The organism is Rummeliibacillus suwonensis (assembly GCF_007896435.1).
In the GTDB taxonomy this organism is placed as follows: Bacteria; Bacillota; Bacilli; order Bacillales_A; family Planococcaceae; genus Rummeliibacillus; species Rummeliibacillus suwonensis.
On sequence record NZ_VCBL01000005.1, the window covers coordinates 54585 to 72898 of the forward strand.

Genomic DNA, 18314 nt, shown 5'->3' on the forward strand with positions numbered 1-18314 from the left:
ACAACGTATACACCAAATTATCGTTTATCAGTTTTCGATGTGATGAAATCCCCGATAAATTGAATGATAAATACAATGATTAACACTAATATGGTAGCCACCAAGGTTACATCGTTACGACTACGTTGGAAACCATCCATAAATGCCAAGTTACCTAAACCACCTGCACCGATTACGCCTGCCATTGCGGTGTAGCCAACTAATGCTACCGCAGTGACCGTAATACCAGAGATTAGAGCTGGCAAAGATTCTGGGATTAAAACTTTCCAAATGATTGTCCAAGTTTTTGCCCCCATCGAGCGAGCGGCTTCAATAACACCCTTATCGATCTCACGCAAAGCAATCAGAACCATCCGAGCATAGAAGGGTGCGGCACCGATAATCAAAGCTGGTAAAGCTGCATTGGCACCACGAATAGTACCTAATAAGAATTTTGTAAATGGAATTAAAAGAATAACTAAAATGATAAATGGAATAGATCGGAAAATGTTAACAAATGAACCTGTTAATACATTGACAATCTTATTCGCCCAAAGCTGTGTTGGACTTGTTAAAAACAATACAATCCCAAGAACCAGTCCTAAAATAAATGTAAGAAGTGTGGAAACAGCTGTCATATAGATGGTTTCTCTAGTAGCTTCCCACATCATTTCCCAATCAACATTCGGAAAGAGATCATTCAGCATTATTGATCACCTCCGATTTAATGCCTTGCACATCTAAATATTGAATAGCTTTCGCTACATGATCTGTATCGCCAACAATCCGGACAATTAATGTACCATAAGGTCCGCTCTTCGTAGGTGAGATATTGCCGTGAACAATATTCACGTCAACATTGAACTCACGTATTAGTTGTGAAATAACCGGTTGTTCTGTTTTAGAACCTACAAAGAATAACTTAATCAGTTGATCATTCGGATAATCTTCCAGCATTTGTGAAATAGATTCTTTATGTCCTGCTGTTTCCGTTACTTGGGAAACAAATTTTTGGGTGATTTCTGCTTTTGGAGATTGGAAAACTTCGAGAACATTTCCACGTTCCACAATCTTTCCTGCTTCCATTACTGCAACGCGATGGCAAATCTTACGAATGACATGCATTTCATGGGTGATTAATACAATGGTTAACCCCAGTTTTTCATTGATACTTACAAGTAAATCTAAAATTGCATCCGTCGTTTCTGGATCAAGAGCTGACGTAGCCTCATCACAGAGCAATACTTCTGGATCATTGGCCAATGCTCGCGCAATCCCCACACGTTGTTTTTGACCACCAGAGAGTTGAGATGGATAAGATTTTTCTCTTCCTTTCAAACCAACTAGCTCGATTAGTTCAAGCACACGTTTTTGACGTTCTGCTTTACTAATACCAGCAATCTCTAATGGAAAAGCTATATTTTCTTCTACTGTTCTTGACCATAATAAGTTGAAATGTTGGAAGATCATACTTATTTTATGACGAGCATTTCGAAGTTCTTTTCCTCTTATCGCTGAAATGTTTTGTCCGTTTACAATAACTTTCCCTGATGTAGGTTTTTCTAAACCGTTGAGTAATCGGATCATTGTACTTTTCCCAGCGCCGCTATAACCGATAATGCCAAAAATCTCGCCATCATTTATTGATAAGTTAACATCATTAACTGCAGTAAGATACCCATTAGCGGTTTTGTATTTTTTTACGACATTTTCTAACTGAATCATTATCAAAACCACCTTCTATTTTTAAGCAACTGACATGTGAATGTAACTATACATTTGTTTGTCGAATTAGAAAAACTATTTCATTCTTAACCTTGTCCTTATTTAATATATTGCTGATATCCCTCAACAGCCCGCTTGCTCCTGCGGTTACTCGTCGCAGAAAGAATTTGCTCCTGCGGTTACTCGTCGCAGAAAAAGCATGCTCCTGAGACCGCTTATTGCAGAAAAGGCTTCACCTTAAGATCTACACAACTTCTTGCAAGAAGTCGATACCTTTCACTCAAGTATGAGTGTATCAGCAATGTTCTATGTAGGAGTCCAAAATAAAAACCCTTCTGCAAGATTAACAGAAGGGTTCACGCGCAATTACGAAACCGTTCTCTCATCTCCCAAAGTTGTTCACTTTGCGTGAATTGGCACCATATCACATTGTGACGGTTGCCGGGCTTCATAGGGCACTTCCCTCCACCACTCTAAATAAGACAACGTAAATAATTATTTAATTTATGTCTGTTACTTTACCACTCTATGTTAGCATCGTCAATCTTTTTTCTGAAATTTATCAAATAAATATAAAACAGATTGGAATGCATAGATTTTATCTTCTATTTTTCCATTTTTTGCAATCAATAAACACGGAACACTTTCAATTTCGTAATCAATAGCTATCTGTTCGATATAATTGATATTTGCTTTTCCTATTGGAATATCTGGAAAAGTTTCTCCTATTATTTCCATCATTTTAGATGCAATTTTACATGTACCACACATCGGGGTATATAAATAGAAAGCGCATAATGATTGGCTTTCCTTTGTACTCTCCCATTGTTCAATAGACCATTCTTGCATGATATGTCATTCCTTATTCTATAAGATAAGCTGGGTTTACTTTAAAATTCGCAGCTAATAATATTCTAGCTAAATATTTTCTCGGTGTCGCTTCAACTTGTTTATATAAAGTACGCGTTCGTAAAAAGTGCGCTTCTGGATATTCTTTTTTCATCAAAGCTCGTAAACAATCACCTGAATAATCTTCATCAAAAAAAGCATACAAATCATATTCTTCATAGGGGTAAATCAGTTCTTCAAGGTTACTTGCGCTAATAGTTCCATTCGTACAAAGTATCGGAATGTCTTCTGCTAATAAGGGTTGAATTTGCAATTTATCTTGCCTACCTTCTACAATAAGCACTTTATCAGACATGCTAATCACTCCTTACAGTTTTGTCCCGCATAAACAGGCAGTAATCTTATAAGGTTTGCTCTCTGGAATAAAGTGAACAACTGCCTGTATATGTCCGACTGGTTCAACTAACTCTCAATAGGCTAAGAAACACCCATTGTGACAAGTTTCACTTTGTCCCACATTAACAGGCAGTAGATCTTATAGGGTTTGCTCTCTGGAATAAAGTGAGCACTACCTGTATCTGCCCGACTGGTTCAACTAACTCACAGTGGGCTAAGAAACACCCATTGTGACAAGTTTCGCTCAATCCAACTTGAAATTGTACATAAAAACGCCAACACAAAAGTGTGGCGCCTCTATAGTAAAAATTATTCTTCGATTAGCTCTTTATATTGATCAGCTGTTAGTAATTTATCGATTTGAGAAATGTCCGTAGGTTCTATTACAACCATCCATGCTTTTTCATATGGTGATTCGTTCACGAATTCTGGACTATCTTCTAATTCCTCATTGATTTCAACAACTTTTCCTGAAACCGGCGCATAAATTTCTGATACAGTTTTTACAGATTCAACACTACCAAATGGTTCGTCTGCTACTACTTCGTCCCCTACTTGTGGTAGTTCAACGAATACGATATCCCCTAGTTCTGATTGTGCGAATTCCGTAATACCGATGCGTACTTTACCTTCATCTATTTTTACCCATTCATGCTCTTCTGAATAACGCAAATCTGCTGGTATGCTCATTATTACCCCTCCAAATATGTATTAATATTCACTTTAATTTTGACATATTCCCTATACAAAAACAAGCTAATTCCTTTACTATTTCCATGTGTTTTCAAAGTCATCTTCTTTAAAGCCCAACGTAATTCTTTGTCCATCAGTCACAATTGGTCTCTTAATAAGCATGCCATCTGAGGCTAATAATTCAAGCTGTTCTTCATCTGACATTTCTTTTAGACGATCTTTTAATTGAAGCTCACGATATTTTTTTCCAGATGTATTAAAAAATTTTTTTAAAGGGTACCCACTTAATTTCCAGTAATTCGTTAGTTCTTCTTTTGTGGGTGCTTCTTCTACAATATGTCGTGCAGTATACTCAATGCCATTTTCATTTAACCATGCTTGCGCTCTTTTACATGTCGTACACTTGGGATAGTGAATCATTTTGATCGTCATATGGATGCTCCTTTTTTTACGGTTTTTTATTGTTTTCTTTCATTGTAGTGTGACAGCCGTGTACAAGCAAGAAATCCGATCACCATTTATCATGACCGGATTTCTAGTTTTTATGCAAATTTTATACATTAAACCGTATACTTTTCTTCAGCAATCAGCTTTAAAGAGGCTTGACGTTTTTTCACGATCAAATTATATGGAGTAAAACGTGTCAGTTTACGCAATGCAGATAGTAGCATGCGTGCTTCGTCACCTTCTACAGAACCAATAATTGTTTCTTTTGCTTCTTTTTCGATTTCTGCAAAAGCCTCTTGTACGAAGATCTCTGTGTACAGAACTTTTTGTGCCGATTTATCGAAGCCATCACGCGCAAGTGCCTTTTCCGTGCGGAGAACAACAGATTCTATTGCGAATAATTGATTGGCGATGTTGGCAATATTCACTAAGATTTCTTGTTCTTGCTCTAGTTTTTGACCAAAACGTTGTACTGCTGTACCTGCTGCTAGTAATGCAATTTTTTTCGCCATTTTCACTAGATGTTTTTCTTGTGCTAATGGTTCATCCCCAATTTCTTCTGGCACCAGCGATAGCAATTCCGCTTGTAAGCTTTGCGCCTGTTGAAGAAGTGGTAATTCGCCTTTCAAAGCTTTTTTTACAAAAGTTCCAGGAACGATTAGACGATTGATCTCATTTGTTCCTTCAAAAATACGGTTGATACGAGAGTCACGATAAATACGTTCAACTTCGTATTCCTGCATGTATCCATAACCACCATGTAATTGCACGGCTTCATCTGCTATATAATCCAACGTTTCAGAACCGAATACTTTATTGATCGAACATTCAATTGCATACTCAGCGATTGATGCTGCAACCGCTTTTCCGTCATTCTTTTCTTTTTCATTTAACTGACTCATACGATCCTCGAAATAACCAACCGTACGATAGATCAAAGATTCTGAAGCATATAATTTGGAAGCCATCGTTGCTAATTTTTCTTTTGTTAGATTAAAGGATGAAATGGGTGTTCCAAATTGTTGACGTTGATTCGTATAGGCTATCGACAACTCAAGCGCGCGTTTTGAAGCCCCAATCGTCCCAACCCCTAGTTTATAACGACCGATATTGAGAATATTGAAAGCGATAACGTGCCCACGCCCTACTTCACCTAATAGATTTTCCACAGGTACAGCAGCATCCTCAAAAATAAGCGTACGTGTTGAGGAAGATTTAATCCCCATTTTTTTCTCTTCCGCACCAGTTGATACACCTGGATATGAACGTTCTACGATAAATGCTGAAAATTTATCGCCATCTACTTTAGCATAAACAACAAAAACGTCCGCAAATCCTGAGTTTGTAATCCATTGTTTTTCACCGTTTAAAATATAATGAGTTCCTTCTGCATTGAGTTTAGCTGTTGTCTTCGCACCTAAAGCATCCGATCCTGATCCCGGCTCTGTTAACGCATATGCGGAGATCAGCTTACCTGAAGCCAACTTAGGAAGGTATTTGCGTTTTTGGTCTTCGTTACCGAATAAAACAATTGGAAGTGAGCCAATACCTACATGCGCACCATGAGTAATCGAAAAACCGCCAGCACGAGACATTTTTTCAGCAATTAAGGCTGAAGAAATTTTATCTAATCCTAGACCATCGTATTCTTCAGGAACATCGGCTGCTAGTAGCCCAAGCTCCCCAGCTTTTTTCAATAAACGAACAGAGTTTTCAAATTCATGATTTTCTAATTTATCAACAACTGGTAGTACCTCGTTTTGTACATAATCTTCTGTTGTTTTAGCAATCATTTTATGCTCATCTGTGAAGTCTTCTGGAGTGAATACACGTCCAGCCTCAATATCTTCTGTTAAAAAACTGCCACCTTTAATAAGTTTTAAAGTATTTTCTGCCATTTTAAATTCTCCCCTTTGTCTGATGAATTTTATCTCTCATTAACAAACACTAAGACCTTCATAAAACTAGGAAACAAGCGGGCGTTAAGTACCCGTAAAAACCTGATTGGTTCATTAACAATCGGTGAATGTATTAAAAAAACCTCATTCTATAAAATTTCAAACACGCCAGCTGCTCCCATACCGCCACCGATGCACATCGTAACAACACCATATTTTTTACCTTGGCGCTTTAACTCATGGATTAGTTTAATCGTTAAAATCGTGCCAGTTGCACCCAGTGGATGCCCTAAAGCAATGGCACCACCATTGACATTTACCTTTTCTAAATCAATTCCTAATTCACGTACAACTTGGATCGATTGGGATGCAAAAGCTTCGTTGATTTCCCATAAATCAATATCTTCTATGGATAATCCGGCAATCTTCAAGGCTTTGGGTACTGCTACGATTGGTCCGATTCCCATCACTTCTGGTGGCACGCCTCCGACTGCAAACCCTAGGAATTTTGCCAATGGTTGAAGCCCTTCTTTTTCCGCTTGTTCACGGTCCATCACAAGGACTGCTCCCGCACCATCTGAAGTTTGTGAAGCATTTCCTGCTGTCACACTTCCTGTTACCGAAAATGCAGGACGTAACTTAGCTAGTGTTTCAACAGAAGTACCTACCCGGACCCCCTCATCCATCGCGAAAGTAAGTTTCTTGACTTGCGCTTTATTATTTTCATCTACATAATGCTTTTCCACTTCCACTGGGACGATCTCGTCAACAAACTTGCCTTCTGCAATAGCTTTAGCGGCACGTTCATGTGATCGAACAGCAAAGGCATCTTGATCCTCTCTTGTGACACCATATTTCTTCGCCACTTCTTCTGCTGTATGCCCCATACTCATGTAATATTGTGGTGCTTCTTCCGCTAGCTTGGCATTCGGACGAATAACATTACCCATCATCGGCACCATGCTCATCGATTCAATACCACCAGCAATAATGACCTGTGAATGACCAAGCATAACTCGTTCTGCAGCATACGCAATGGATTGTAAGCCTGATGAACAGAATCGATTGACGGTAATAGCTGGAATAGTATCTGGCAAACCAGCTAATGCACCAATATTTCTCGCCACATTCATACCCTGTTCTGCTTCGGGCATCGCACAACCTATGATTAAATCATCTATTGGCCCTTCATATCCTGATCTTTTTAATGTCTCCTTAATAACCAATGCCCCTAAATCATCCGGTCTAACGGTTGCTAATGATCCTTTTTTTGCCTTGCCAATTGGTGTTCTTGCACCTGCTACGATTACGGCTTCACGCATATGATTTCCCCCTTTCACTACACAAAAACTAATTGCGTAATGGTTTTCCTTTCATCAACATGTGCTGCATTCTCGCTTGTGACTTTGGATGCTGTATAAGACTAATAAAGGCTTCTCTTTCAATATTCAAAAGATATTGTTCATCTACGAATGTGCCATATGGAACATTGCCACCTGCGATCACATAGGCCAATTTTTTAGCAATATATAAATCATGTTCGCTGATAAAACCTGATTGCAGTAAGTTTTGCGCTGCAAGTAATAACGTTGCATAACCTGGTTCCCCAACAACCGGCACTTTTTCACGTACAGGAGGCTTATAACCAGCTTCTGCTAAGGATAAGACTGCTTGTTTTGCATCATATAATTGATGATCTGGATTTACACTGATACCATCTGTAAAGTCTAAGAAATTATTTTCTCTTGCTTCTTCCCCAGACGTTGAGACTTTTGCCATCGCGATCGATTCAAATACTTTATTGGCGATCGCTTGCAAGTCAATATCAACGCCTTTTGGTAAACCTTTTATATGTTTGATATAGAGTTCTTTGTTGCCACCACCACCAGGAATGAGTCCAACCCCAGTCTCTACTAAGCCTATATAAGTTTCCGCAGAAGCCTGAATATGTGCAGAAGGCAAGCAAATCTCTGCGCCACCTCCAAGTGTCATGGCAAATGGTGCTGTAACGATCGGCTTATTGGAATACTTAATTCGTAATGTGCCCTGCTGGAATGTATTCACAATATGATCTAATTCAAAAATATTATCATCTTGTGCTTCCATTAAAATCATGGCTAGATTTGCGCCGACAGAAAAGTTTTTGCCTTGGTTGCCAATTACCAGCCCTTTGTAATCAGAGTCATCTAACAAATCCAAAGCATAGTTTAAAATTTGCATCACATCTAAACCAAGTGCATTTGATTTTGAATGAAACTCTAACAACAATACTTGATCACCGAAGTCTATCAAACTAGCACCCGCATTACTTTTTAAAACGCCATGCTTTTTCTTATAACGTTTTAAATTAATTACTTTTTCATTGAACGGAACCTTCTTATATCCCGTTCCATCAAAATAAGCTAGTTCTCCATCAATTTCTGAGTAAAAGCTTGTGTTTCCCTTATCGAGCAATGCTTGTGTAAATGCAGGGATCTTATATCCTTCTGCTTGCATTTTTTCTACAGATTCTTTCACACCGATAGCGTCCCAGATTTCAAACGGCCCTTGCGCCCAACCAAAACCCCACTTCATCGCATTGTCAATGGCCACAATATCGTCTGCTATTTCGCCTACTAACTGTGCCGAGTAAATAAGAGTAGGTGCAAATATACTCCAAAGTAGTTCCCCCGTACGATCTTGTGCATATGTTAGCGTTTTCACTTTAGCAGCTAGACCTTTTTGCTGTTTGGCTATTTCAATAGAAGGGGTTTTTAATTGTTTTACGGGTTCGTATTTGAATGTATCTAAATTTAGTTCTGTGATGTCCTTTCCTTTTTTCAAAAAGAATCCCTGACCTGATTTTGCTCCTAGCCAGCCGTTATTGACCATCTTTTGAAGATACTCAGGAACTTCAAACACCTTTTGTTCATCACCAGTTGTATGATCGTAAACGTTTTTAGCAACATGGACAAATGTATCTAAGCCGACCACATCTAATGTTCGGAGTGTTGCCGATTTTGGTCGCCCAATCAATGGACCAGTGACAGAGTCTATTTCACCGACTGAATAACCTTTTTCTTTCATTACCTGTAATGTCACCATCAGACCGTACGTGCCGATGCGATTGCCAACAAAGTTTGGTGTATCCTTTGCCAGTACGACCCCTTTTCCTAAACGCTCTTCCGCAAATTGTCGCATAAATGTGATCAATTCTGGTAATGTATCTTGTGCTGGAATAACTTCTAATAACTTTAAATAGCGTGGAGGGTTAAAAAAATGTGTACCTAGGAAATGTTTTTTTAAATCTTCAGAACGACCTTCTATCATTGCATTGATACTAATACCTGATGTGTTGGAACTAACGATTGTACCAGGTCTACGTACCCCATCGATTTTCTCAAGCAAATTTTTCTTAATAGCAAGATTTTCTACTACAACTTCAATAATCCAATCCACGTCTTTTAATTTTTCTAAATCATCCTCTAAGTTACCAATCGTCATAAGGTTTAGACTTTTCTTCGTTGTCAATGGAGCTGGTTTTTGTTTCAGCAATTTTTGCACTGCATTAGCTGCAAAACGATTTCTCACACTAGAATCCTCTAAGGTTAGCCCCTTTGCTTTCTCTTCCTGTAAAAGCTCTTTTGGAACAATATCAAGCAGTACAGTTGGAATTCCGATATTTGCTAAATGGGCGGCAATACCAGATCCCATTACACCTGAACCAATAACAGCTGCCTTTCGAATGCGATAAGTCATGAACAAATCCTCCCTTAACTTTTGAATGAATGCTCATTCATTTTATAATCAAAAAAATAAAGCTCCCTTATATGGAATTCATTTTAAACTATTTTATAAATTTCCGCAACGAAAAAATCTAATTCTTACAGAAAAACGTCCAAAATAGCTATATTAATAGATATATTTGCTGGAATAGTGCATGCGGATTTTTTTTGCAAACAATTTACTAGCGCTTAAACCCTATGAACGTGTAGACTAAAAACAATTAGGAGGGATTTATAATGAAATCAATAACAACTGAAGAACAATTTAATGAAGTGATCGCATCCTCTCAACCAGTGATTGTTAAATTCTTTGCCGGATGGTGCCCTGATTGTTCACGTTTGAATATGTTCATCGATCCAATTATCGAAGAATACAATCAATACACTTGGTATGAAATCAATCGTGATGATTTTCCAGAATTAGCGGATAAATATCAAGTATTAGGCATTCCAAGCCTTTTAATCTTCAAAGATGGTGAAAAGCTTGCTCATTTGCATAGTGCAAACGCAAAAACACCACAAGATGTAACGTCTTTTTTAGCAGCACAAAAATAAGCTGACGTAGAAGAGCCTGCCGATTTGTTGGAGGTCACTGAAAAACGATAGCATCACCTTTTATAGATACGATCCATTTTTTATGAACCAAAAAGCGGATTTTATCATGTTTGGGAGATGAATGGACTTTCTCAGTGGCCTCGATTCGTGGCAGGCTTTTTCTTTATAGTGGATTGAACATTTTAGAATGATGTCTGGGGATGCGTAATTTTTTCTGTATTGAAATATTAGTTTTACTGATGACCTAATTTTATCGCTCTCAACAGATTTCCACTACAAGCAATAGATTACAAAAATTTTATAATTGCGCTCCATATGTGGGGGCTTTACTTTTCCCTAATCAATACATCTCTTTTCGCTTCGAAACAGCCATCTTTTACTTTCATTTATAAAAGAAGGGGGAATTTTATGCGTGTTGTTTTGCCCGTCAAGCCACAATCTCAGTATGCAACATCGGTTCATAAAAATTATCAAAGCTCTGCTTGCGGTCCTACGACTGTATTTGTTTTACTGCGTTATCTTCAACCTACATCCCAGCAAAAGAGCATCAATCAGCTCTATCAATTACTTGGTTGTACAAAAATCGGTTTGTTTTCATATCTCCTCATTCGCAATTTGAAAAAACTTCTTGGTCCCGCTTATGAGGTTGGCAATTGTCGTCTACATGATGCTCTTCTTGAACTGGAAGCAGGTCGTCCTGTTGCGATGAAATTTGATCGGTATTTTTCTCTTCATTTCTTCATTAAGGGAGATTTCAATTATCATTGGGTACCACTCATTGGTTTCGAACGTACAAATGACGATATTATTTTAATCATCCAAGATAATGGTAGCCCTACTCGAGATAGTATGATTCGAGAAATCTCCTATGAAAAAAATCGTAAAATCCTAAGCTTCATCAAAGTTGCCCCAAAATCATCGCATCAATGATTGAGCATGACGAGAAATCAACGAATACCCTTCCATTGTTAGTTGATCGAATTTAGAACGGTCCCAAATAGGCAATGTACAATCATCAATTGCCGCATCGATCGGCACATTTGTGTGGATACGTGCTAATTGTAATGACAGCTTTAGCATGTCCTCATTTTCCTGAATCTTGCTACGTTGTGCAGGCTTTAATTCGTCAAGCGCCTGTAAAACGCCATCTACGGAGCCATAAGATTGAATCAGTTTTAGTGCGGTTTTCGGTCCAATTCCTTTAACACCCGGATAACCATCACTTGTATCACCCATAAATGCTTTGACATCTGCAAATAATGACGGCTCGATCGCATATTCCTCTTTAAAGCGTTGATCTGTATATATGTTGTATTCCGTATATCCTTTTTTCGTTAAGGCAATTGTTGTGGAAGGATTCAACAATTGAAGCAGATCTTTATCACCACTAACTACTGTGATCTTCGCTTCACCCTTCCATTTATGAATAATGGAACCGATGGTATCGTCCGCTTCCATTCCTACTGTTCCAAAGTTTTTCCAGCCAATCATTTCTGATACTTCCCGTGCCATATCAAATTGCGGCTTTAACTCATCTGGCGGTGCTGGTCGATTTGCTTTATAGCCATCAAAAAGTTCATTGCGGAATGTATGGACCCCCATATCCCAACAAACTGCTAAATGCGTAGGACGTACGATCGATTGTGCACTCAAAACATGTCTTGCGAAACCTTGTACACCATTTGTAGGCGTACCATCTGCCTTTCTAAAATACTGACGCATGGGCGCCGTTGCAAAAAATGAACGGAAAAGAAGAGCCATGCCATCAATAACTAATATATGAGGTTGTTGAGTTTCCAAAGTAAAATTCGCTCCATTTCTAAACTAGTACTCACTATTATAACAAAAATAGTTTTCAATAAAAGAAAGATCATTGAAAAGAATCTTCTTTTATATCTTTTATAATAGAAGATTCTATATTTAGGATAAGGGTAAGATAGCAAGGAATGGATTCGATCGTTTGGTGCTGACTTATTCTGTTTTTGTGCCGGATTAGCGGAAGGGGTTCGCTTTTTGATACGGTGAGTTCGCTCTCTGTGACGGTTTATTCGCTCTCTCCGACGGTTTATTCGCTCTCTCGGGGGTTTTATTCGCTCTCTCCGACGGTTTATTCGCTCTCTCGGGGGTTTTATTCGCTCTCTCCGATGGTTTATTCGCTCTTTCGGAGAGGGTATTCGCTCTCTCCGATGGTTTATTCGCTCTTTCGGAGAGGTATTCGCTCTCTCCGATGGTTTATTCGCTCTTTCGGAGAGGTATTCGCTCTCTCCGATGGTTTATTCACTCTTTCGGAGAGGTTATTCGCTCTCTCCGATGGTTTATTCGCTCTTTCAGAGAAGTATTCGCTCTCTCCGATCGGGTATTCGCTCTTTCGGAGAGGTATTCGCTCTTTCAACAATTTATGTCTTTTACTAGGATTCATTATCCCGATGATTGGATTTTTCGGCCTCTTCTATTCAATAAAAGCCAAACAAAAACACGAATGCCATTTCTTTCGACATTCGTGTAGCTATTTTAATTCTATTTCATGAAAAAACAGTTGCCTCATAAATCTATTAGAATCTCATCCAACTTATCATATATTTTCCATTCAGCTATACCAAAATTTATATTTACGCAGCTTCAAAGATCGTCATTCATCATTAAAAGGCTATTCATAGTCAATGGTAATTTCTAATTTCATCTCCACATTGCCACGAACAGCTTTGCTGATCATGCATGTCTCTTCAGCTTTCTCAGCAAGTCGAACAATTTGTCGCTCTTCTTTTTCTGTATAATCACTTGGGATCACAATTCTTGGCTTATGGGTAATTTTTACATAGGTAAAAACACCATTTGTTACATCGACAATTCCCTCAGAAACCATCGTCAATTTTGTTGGTTTTAGTCTAGCTCTTTCAAACATGGCAGCAAGCGTAATGATATAACAAGTCGCTGCAGCACCAAGCAACATTTCATCTGGATTTGTACCAATTCCTGGTCCATCCATTTCAGGAGGAATGGACACCTTTGTTTGAAGTTGTCCTGATGCGATTTCTCCAACCGAATTCCGTCCACCCGGCCAAGATGCAGTTAAAGTGAAGATATGTTCTGCCATTTTGAAATCTCCCTTTCTAATTAGCGAATGAAAAATATTTCTCTGTCTTGGGATCGAATGCAAAGCGTTCAATCTTTTTATTTTTCTTTATAGTAATAATGTATACTTCTTGTCCATTATAATCTACCATTGTTTGCCCAAACACTCGATCTTTCACAACTTTTCCACCCTCTGTTCGGTGGATAATTTCCGTTGCATCCTCAACATTAAAAGTAGGAATATGACTTTTATAAACAAATGGCGCTATGACTAATAGTCCGTATGCAACCATGATTAAAATAGATTTTTTTCGAAAATTGCTTACTTCCACCAAGAAAAAGTAACTGATAAAAAAGAAAACATTCCCTACCACCACATATGTGATCATATCGTCTAACCCATCAATAAATAAATAATCTTTTCCTATAAAATAGAAGCATAAGATTTCAATGACAGATACCACTAAAATTCCTTGCAATAAACGTTTTCGTTTGTTCAAATTCAGTTCACCTCATAATACTTATCAACAGGATCATTTAGAGTAGTAACTCTACTTCTTTCCTCTCTGTTCAAACAGATTATGCCATACTATCATAACATAATACATTTATACTGTTTACATAAAAGACGGTACTAAGGATTCGATTGTTCCAAAAAGCTTCATCTAATAAACAAACCTCCCTAAGGCAAGTTAAAAATGGATGAGAATACGAAGTTGAAAAAGCTTCTATAAAGAGAGAAGAAACCACTGAAAAACTATAGCATGACCATTTTTATTGTTAAAAATCCAATTTTTATTCCATGAACTGAAAAAGCTAATTTTTATCCAGGCGTGTTGATTATCCAATTTTCTCCATGAAGATAGGGAGAATTCGTTGATTTCCGCTACGGCTTGCTCGCTTTCCTGCGGGCGAGCGCTGGGGGCAACAGGATGTTGGTCACGGAATCGTTGCCACAGGACGTGGCATTCTTAGATTCCGTTCCTTCAATCGCTACGCTCGTGCAGGGTCTCAACTGTCTCGCTTTTCCCGCGGGAGTCGAGCAAGCCTCCGCTCCAATCCACATAAATGGAACGAAAAATACATGTTTTTTTAAGAATTATATCAAAAATATTTCCTAATTTCTGCCTAATCAACACGCCTGATTTTTATCATATTTTTGAAGATAAATTAACAGCCGTTTTGATTATCTAATTTTTTTCTAATCAACACACCCAATAAATTGACTTTTCAGTAGCCTCAAAAAAAGGATGAGTTTCTTTATTTATTACTATATGTAAGTTGGATTCAACAGGAAATCCATATGCATGTTGTCATTTTCCTCTGTGGGATGAGTCGGAACCTATCATGCTTTTACACCCATACTTATCCTCACTTATGTCTTGAAGTGGAGTTCTTACTTCCTGCCCATGCAAAAAGGAAATGATTCAATTGTATCCAGTTTCTGATGAATCCTGTATATAAAATATATCATTGTCAAATACTAAAAGAAGAATGGCTTTACAAGAACATCTTTAGAAATTTTTCCAATTATAAAAAGCGTTCAAGCCGTTGGTATATCAACATTTATAGAGGGAGGAAATAAAGTGACTGAAAACAGGACTAGATACCCAAAATTTCATTTATTTTTATTATTCATCATAATAGCAGTTCTCGTTTGGTCACTGATTAAGCCGCATCGTTATTCTAGTTGGGCAGCAGAAGGGATTCCGGTTGTTATCGGATTAATCATTGTGATCGCCACATATCGTAGATTCCCACTGACTACACTTTCCTATATTATTATCACCATCTTAGCCATTTTAGAATTTATCGGAAGCCATTATACTTTCTCAAAAGTCCCATTATTCGATTGGATCAAGGACGAGTATGATTTAAAAAGAAATAATTATGACCGATTTGGACATTTCATAAAAGGAATGGCCGTGATCATTGTTAGAGAAATCATCATTCGAAAAACGCAAATTCAGAAGGGGGCTTGGCTGTTCCTTTTTAGCTTTAGTATTTTAATGATGATTGCTGCCTTGTATGAAATCATCGAAATGCTTTCCTATAAAATCGCAAAAGGTACTCAAATAGCAAAAGGCTTTTTGGGGATGCAGGGAGATCGTTGGGATGCAGAATGGGATATGACAATGGCCTTACTCGGGACAATTGTTTTCTATATTCTTTTTGCACGACTGCATGACAAGCTCATTAAAAAAATGCAGAGGAAGGGTGATTAACCTTCTAAAAAGGAGTTATTTCTTTAATAAAGAAACACAATTGTTCAACATTTGTTGTTCCTATACGTTGTTTTGCCTATATAATTTATCCGCTCTATATGTACTGAAAAACATGAATATTAGTGCAAGAAAAACAAAAAATACCCAGTAATCATTATTGCTTGAAGCCAATATGATGGACGTCACCGCAAATAAATTCGAGACGATGAACCCAAACATTGTCTTAAAATCTTTAAGTATTACCCAATTCATCTCACTTTTCATCTCCATTTCAATTTAAATTATACAATTTTTAACACAAAAATTCTATTTTTGCACTTGGATAATCTAGATCAATTCATAACGTTCGACCTTTAAATTTAGATTATTCTTAAAATTTTTCATCTAAAAAATGGAGGAACTATGCATCGTAAATTTATCTAGCTTCATCATATCGGCATTCATTATTTTTGTTGGATGGTTTGATTGGCCTCTACATAATATACGCGTTTTTCCTCACTCTTACTTATATAAAGTCCGTTTAATTGCTTTTCAAATCCCACACCGCCATCGATGCCGATTAACCCATCTGTGCTTTGCCAAATGGAAGAATCCTGGTTGCCTCGTATCTTAAATGTAGGTGTATGTCCAAAAATGATCTTTTTTCCTGTGTTATTGGGAACTTGAAAAAACTCTTCCCGAATCCATAACATATCTGCTTCGCTTGAATCATTCCAGTGCGGCAAATGTGGATTAATACCAGCATGCACAAATACATATTCCTCCATCGTGATATAGACAGGCAAATTTCGAATAAATTCGATTTGTTCCGAATACTCTTCTTTTATTTTTTCTGCGACCAATACTGCATCCGTATATTCATCAGGAGTTATGCTTAATAGGGATTGAATCGTTTTACTTCCTGTACCGAGCATATAGGCCTTCCCTAGCAATGGGTGCGTGAGAAAATCTAAAAACAATTCTTCATGATTTCCTTTGATCGCCATCGCTTTCCCTTGCCCAACTAGCTCCATTACATAGTCCAAAACTTCTTTTGATTGCTTCCCTCTATCTATGTAATCCCCAAGAAATAAAATCAGTCCATTTTTATAATATTCCAACAACTTCCTAAGTTCATCATAATGACCATGAATATCCGATAGAACAAATACATCTTGTTTAGCTATCATTCTAGTTTCCAATTCGCTCACCTCGAAGTTTCCTATAATATTTAGTACCTATTATACCTTTTCTAGCTGCGAAATTTAATCTTTGAGCATTGAATAAGTCATTAGCTGAATGTCTTCATATTCAATGAAACATACTTATTTTACAATAAAAGGAATATATTCATCGTCTGTGATACATAAATCCTTCACCAATCCTGTTCAATTGAAAATAGGTTTGGAGTCGAATTTTGGAGCAATAATGTAAACTCCTAAACGATATAATGATCAAAATCTATTATTGAGTAAAAATGAATACAAAAAAGAATCTGTATACACCAGGTTTAAGAATTCCCATGCAAATTAGGGGGCTATACAGATGTACTTTCATTCTGTAAAAGGCTTGCACAGTTAAAAATTGCAATGAACACGTGCCTTACGCGTTTTAAATGCAAATTTAAGATACACTGATGTCTACTTCGCTTTTAGATCAAACCGAAAATTGTACTAAAATTTGCGCATCGAATTCTTCTACTAATTGGGCTTTTTTCTTTTCTAACATTTCTTTATTTCTAAAAAATATTTGAATTGTTAAGTAATCTAAAATTCTGATGATTGTATCCTCATCATTTAAGAATAGTAAGGGTACTCCTCTAATTGACATCTTGGCTAAAAGAATGAATTCATCAAAGGATTCGATTTCTCCACCTCTATAAGGTTCTTTTAAAGATGGAGACGATTCAATCATTCCATATTTTTTTAATAACGATAAATAAGCTTCATATTCCGCCATTATCCATGAATTAGAATCGACTTCTTCATCTATCCACCAATTTCTTTCTAATTCGGGTGTGACAATAAGCTCCTTTTTAGAAAATAAGATATTCTCCACTTCTTTAAACCAGTTAAAAAATTCTTTCTCTAAGTTTAACCATTCCATTGAACTTAAAGATAGTTGAGCATAAGGATTGTTGACAGCATCAAATCCCATAGAATCATAAAAGTCTGGAAAATGTAATTTATTTAGAAGATCATTAGGCATCCCAACTATTATAGAATTTTTATTTTCTTCTCCAAGCTCCCAATCATAAAAATCATATTTCAATACTTTTTTTAACAAGTTTAACAATTTAATCTTTTTCAATTCACTCTTCTCACTTTCAAAGAAGCTTTCCTATCAGTTTTAATAAAAAACCATTGTGATATTATTCACCTAAATATTCAGCTGGGTATTTTTTTGTATCCATTATTGTTAAGCCCACAAAATTAGTATAGTCAGCATTTTGAAAATGTAATATGATTCCTTGGTAGAGCACATCATATGTTATGATTGTTTTTTCTTTCCCCCAATAATGCTTACCATCTATTAATATGAACTTATTCACATGTTGCATTTCTTTTAAAAGATTATATGTTTCGCCAAATATTTCAATTCCCCTTACTCTATTTTGTTCATCTATATCAAATTGAAAATCAGAGTTTTCTTCCAATTCTTCAGTTGCAATAGCTCTCTATACGGTAACCCATAAGATAGAATATAGATATAACCTATTTCTGCTTCTGTAT

Annotated in this window: 18 protein-coding genes and 1 riboswitch; of the genes, 3 read left to right on the forward strand and 15 right to left on the reverse strand. The window is 37.1% G+C overall.

Features of this window, described 5'->3' with window-relative positions; translation table 11 throughout:
• Positions 1-17: 17 nt before the first annotated feature.
• The 9 genes from FEU33_RS17395 to FEU33_RS17435 form a co-directional block, all read right to left on the reverse strand.
• Entirely contained in the window at positions 18-686 is a 669-nt protein-coding gene (locus tag FEU33_RS17395; RefSeq protein WP_146550755.1) for a methionine ABC transporter permease, read from the reverse strand.
• The gene (locus FEU33_RS17400) at positions 676-1704 is read right to left on the reverse strand and encodes a methionine ABC transporter ATP-binding protein (RefSeq protein ID WP_146550756.1); all 1029 of its coding nucleotides are present in this window, start codon (positions 1702-1704) and stop codon (positions 676-678) included. The genes FEU33_RS17395 and FEU33_RS17400 overlap by 11 nt, the downstream gene beginning before the upstream one ends.
• A 379-nt stretch (positions 1705-2083) precedes the next feature.
• A riboswitch (SAM riboswitch) is annotated at positions 2084-2188 on the reverse strand.
• A gap of 56 nt (positions 2189-2244) precedes the next feature.
• A complete protein-coding gene (locus FEU33_RS17405; protein WP_146550757.1) occupies positions 2245-2553 on the reverse strand; it encodes a thioredoxin family protein in 309 nt (102 codons plus the stop codon).
• A 13-nt stretch (positions 2554-2566) separates the two neighbouring features.
• Positions 2567-2908, reverse strand: a complete 342-nt coding sequence (locus FEU33_RS17410) for a toprim domain-containing protein (protein ID WP_146550758.1) — start codon at positions 2906-2908, stop codon at positions 2567-2569.
• A gap of 350 nt (positions 2909-3258) precedes the next feature.
• On the reverse strand, positions 3259-3639 hold the full coding sequence (gcvH, locus tag FEU33_RS17415; RefSeq protein WP_146550759.1) for a glycine cleavage system protein GcvH: 381 nt from the start codon (positions 3637-3639) through the stop codon (positions 3259-3261).
• A gap of 78 nt (positions 3640-3717) precedes the next feature.
• The gene (locus FEU33_RS17420) at positions 3718-4074 is read right to left on the reverse strand and encodes an arsenate reductase family protein (protein ID WP_146550760.1); all 357 of its coding nucleotides are present in this window, start codon (positions 4072-4074) and stop codon (positions 3718-3720) included.
• A 128-nt stretch (positions 4075-4202) separates the two neighbouring features.
• The gene (locus FEU33_RS17425) at positions 4203-5987 is read right to left on the reverse strand and encodes an acyl-CoA dehydrogenase family protein (protein ID WP_146550761.1); all 1785 of its coding nucleotides are present in this window, start codon (positions 5985-5987) and stop codon (positions 4203-4205) included.
• A gap of 149 nt (positions 5988-6136) precedes the next feature.
• Positions 6137-7309 (reverse strand): acetyl-CoA C-acetyltransferase, encoded by a 1173-nt coding sequence (locus FEU33_RS17430; RefSeq protein WP_146550762.1) that lies wholly within the window; start codon positions 7307-7309, stop codon positions 6137-6139.
• 28 nt (positions 7310-7337) lie between these two features.
• A complete protein-coding gene (locus FEU33_RS17435) occupies positions 7338-9725 on the reverse strand; it encodes a 3-hydroxyacyl-CoA dehydrogenase/enoyl-CoA hydratase family protein (RefSeq protein ID WP_146550763.1) in 2388 nt (795 codons plus the stop codon).
• A gap of 263 nt (positions 9726-9988) precedes the next feature.
• On the opposite strand from FEU33_RS17435, the gene FEU33_RS17440 reads away from it, so the two are divergent.
• Together FEU33_RS17440 and FEU33_RS17445 are read left to right on the forward strand one after the other, a co-directional pair.
• A complete protein-coding gene (locus tag FEU33_RS17440; protein ID WP_146550764.1) occupies positions 9989-10306 on the forward strand; it encodes a thioredoxin family protein in 318 nt (105 codons plus the stop codon).
• A 408-nt stretch (positions 10307-10714) separates the two neighbouring features.
• Positions 10715-11236 carry a C39 family peptidase gene (locus FEU33_RS17445; protein WP_146550765.1) on the forward strand — a complete coding sequence of 174 codons (522 nt, stop codon included), beginning with the start codon at positions 10715-10717 and terminating at the stop codon, positions 11234-11236.
• Here FEU33_RS17445 and FEU33_RS17450 read toward each other — a convergent pair.
• From FEU33_RS17450 to FEU33_RS17460, 3 genes are all read right to left on the reverse strand, one after another.
• Positions 11222-12067: a 5'-3' exonuclease gene (locus tag FEU33_RS17450; protein WP_243881340.1), complete on the reverse strand. Its 846-nt coding sequence runs from the start codon at positions 12065-12067 to the stop codon at positions 11222-11224. The two genes, FEU33_RS17445 and FEU33_RS17450, sit on opposite strands and share 15 nt — an antisense overlap.
• An 886-nt stretch (positions 12068-12953) precedes the next feature.
• A complete protein-coding gene (locus FEU33_RS17455) occupies positions 12954-13400 on the reverse strand; it encodes an OsmC family protein (RefSeq protein ID WP_146550767.1) in 447 nt (148 codons plus the stop codon).
• 16 nt (positions 13401-13416) lie between these two features.
• Positions 13417-13878 (reverse strand): hypothetical protein, encoded by a 462-nt coding sequence (locus FEU33_RS17460; protein ID WP_146550768.1) that lies wholly within the window; start codon positions 13876-13878, stop codon positions 13417-13419.
• A gap of 1086 nt (positions 13879-14964) precedes the next feature.
• On the opposite strand from FEU33_RS17460, the gene FEU33_RS17465 reads away from it, so the two are divergent.
• Complete coding sequence (locus tag FEU33_RS17465) at positions 14965-15603, forward strand: DUF2238 domain-containing protein (protein WP_146550769.1); 639 nt, start codon at positions 14965-14967, stop codon at positions 15601-15603.
• A gap of 443 nt (positions 15604-16046) precedes the next feature.
• Here the strand turns inward: FEU33_RS17465 and FEU33_RS17470 are convergent, their stop codons facing one another.
• The 3 genes from FEU33_RS17470 to FEU33_RS17480 form a co-directional block, all read right to left on the reverse strand.
• Positions 16047-16793 carry a metallophosphoesterase family protein gene (locus FEU33_RS17470; protein WP_146550770.1) on the reverse strand — a complete coding sequence of 249 codons (747 nt, stop codon included), beginning with the start codon at positions 16791-16793 and terminating at the stop codon, positions 16047-16049.
• 445 nt (positions 16794-17238) lie between these two features.
• Positions 17239-17892, reverse strand: coding sequence for a hypothetical protein (locus tag FEU33_RS17475; RefSeq protein WP_146550771.1), 654 nt, complete (start codon positions 17890-17892; stop codon positions 17239-17241).
• Positions 17893-17953: 61 nt separating this feature from the next.
• Positions 17954-18238, reverse strand: coding sequence for a hypothetical protein (locus FEU33_RS17480; RefSeq protein ID WP_146550772.1), 285 nt, complete (start codon positions 18236-18238; stop codon positions 17954-17956).
• Positions 18239-18314 lie beyond the last annotated feature (76 nt).

Coding starts and splice junctions, on each gene's coding strand:
- FEU33_RS17395 (WP_146550755.1), bottom strand. CDS start 686: ATGCTGAATGATCTCTTTCCGAATGTTGATTGGGAAATGATGTGGGAA.
- gcvH (WP_146550759.1), bottom strand. CDS start 3,639: ATGAGCATACCAGCAGATTTGCGTTATTCAGAAGAGCATGAATGGGTA.
- FEU33_RS17450 (WP_243881340.1), bottom strand. CDS start 12,067: ATGGCTCTTCTTTTCCGTTCATTTTTTGCAACGGCGCCCATGCGTCAG.
- FEU33_RS17400 (WP_146550756.1), bottom strand. CDS start 1,704: ATGATTCAGTTAGAAAATGTCGTAAAAAAATACAAAACCGCTAATGGG.
- FEU33_RS17440 (WP_146550764.1), top strand. CDS start 9,989: ATGAAATCAATAACAACTGAAGAACAATTTAATGAAGTGATCGCATCC.
- FEU33_RS17430 (WP_146550762.1), bottom strand. CDS start 7,309: ATGCGTGAAGCCGTAATCGTAGCAGGTGCAAGAACACCAATTGGCAAG.
- FEU33_RS17445 (WP_146550765.1), top strand. CDS start 10,715: ATGCGTGTTGTTTTGCCCGTCAAGCCACAATCTCAGTATGCAACATCG.
- FEU33_RS17455 (WP_146550767.1), bottom strand. CDS start 13,400: ATGGCAGAACATATCTTCACTTTAACTGCATCTTGGCCGGGTGGACGG.
- FEU33_RS17410 (WP_146550758.1), bottom strand. CDS start 2,908: ATGTCTGATAAAGTGCTTATTGTAGAAGGTAGGCAAGATAAATTGCAA.
- FEU33_RS17425 (WP_146550761.1), bottom strand. CDS start 5,987: ATGGCAGAAAATACTTTAAAACTTATTAAAGGTGGCAGTTTTTTAACA.
- FEU33_RS17435 (WP_146550763.1), bottom strand. CDS start 9,725: ATGACTTATCGCATTCGAAAGGCAGCTGTTATTGGTTCAGGTGTAATG.
- FEU33_RS17405 (WP_146550757.1), bottom strand. CDS start 2,553: ATGCAAGAATGGTCTATTGAACAATGGGAGAGTACAAAGGAAAGCCAA.
- FEU33_RS17420 (WP_146550760.1), bottom strand. CDS start 4,074: ATGACGATCAAAATGATTCACTATCCCAAGTGTACGACATGTAAAAGA.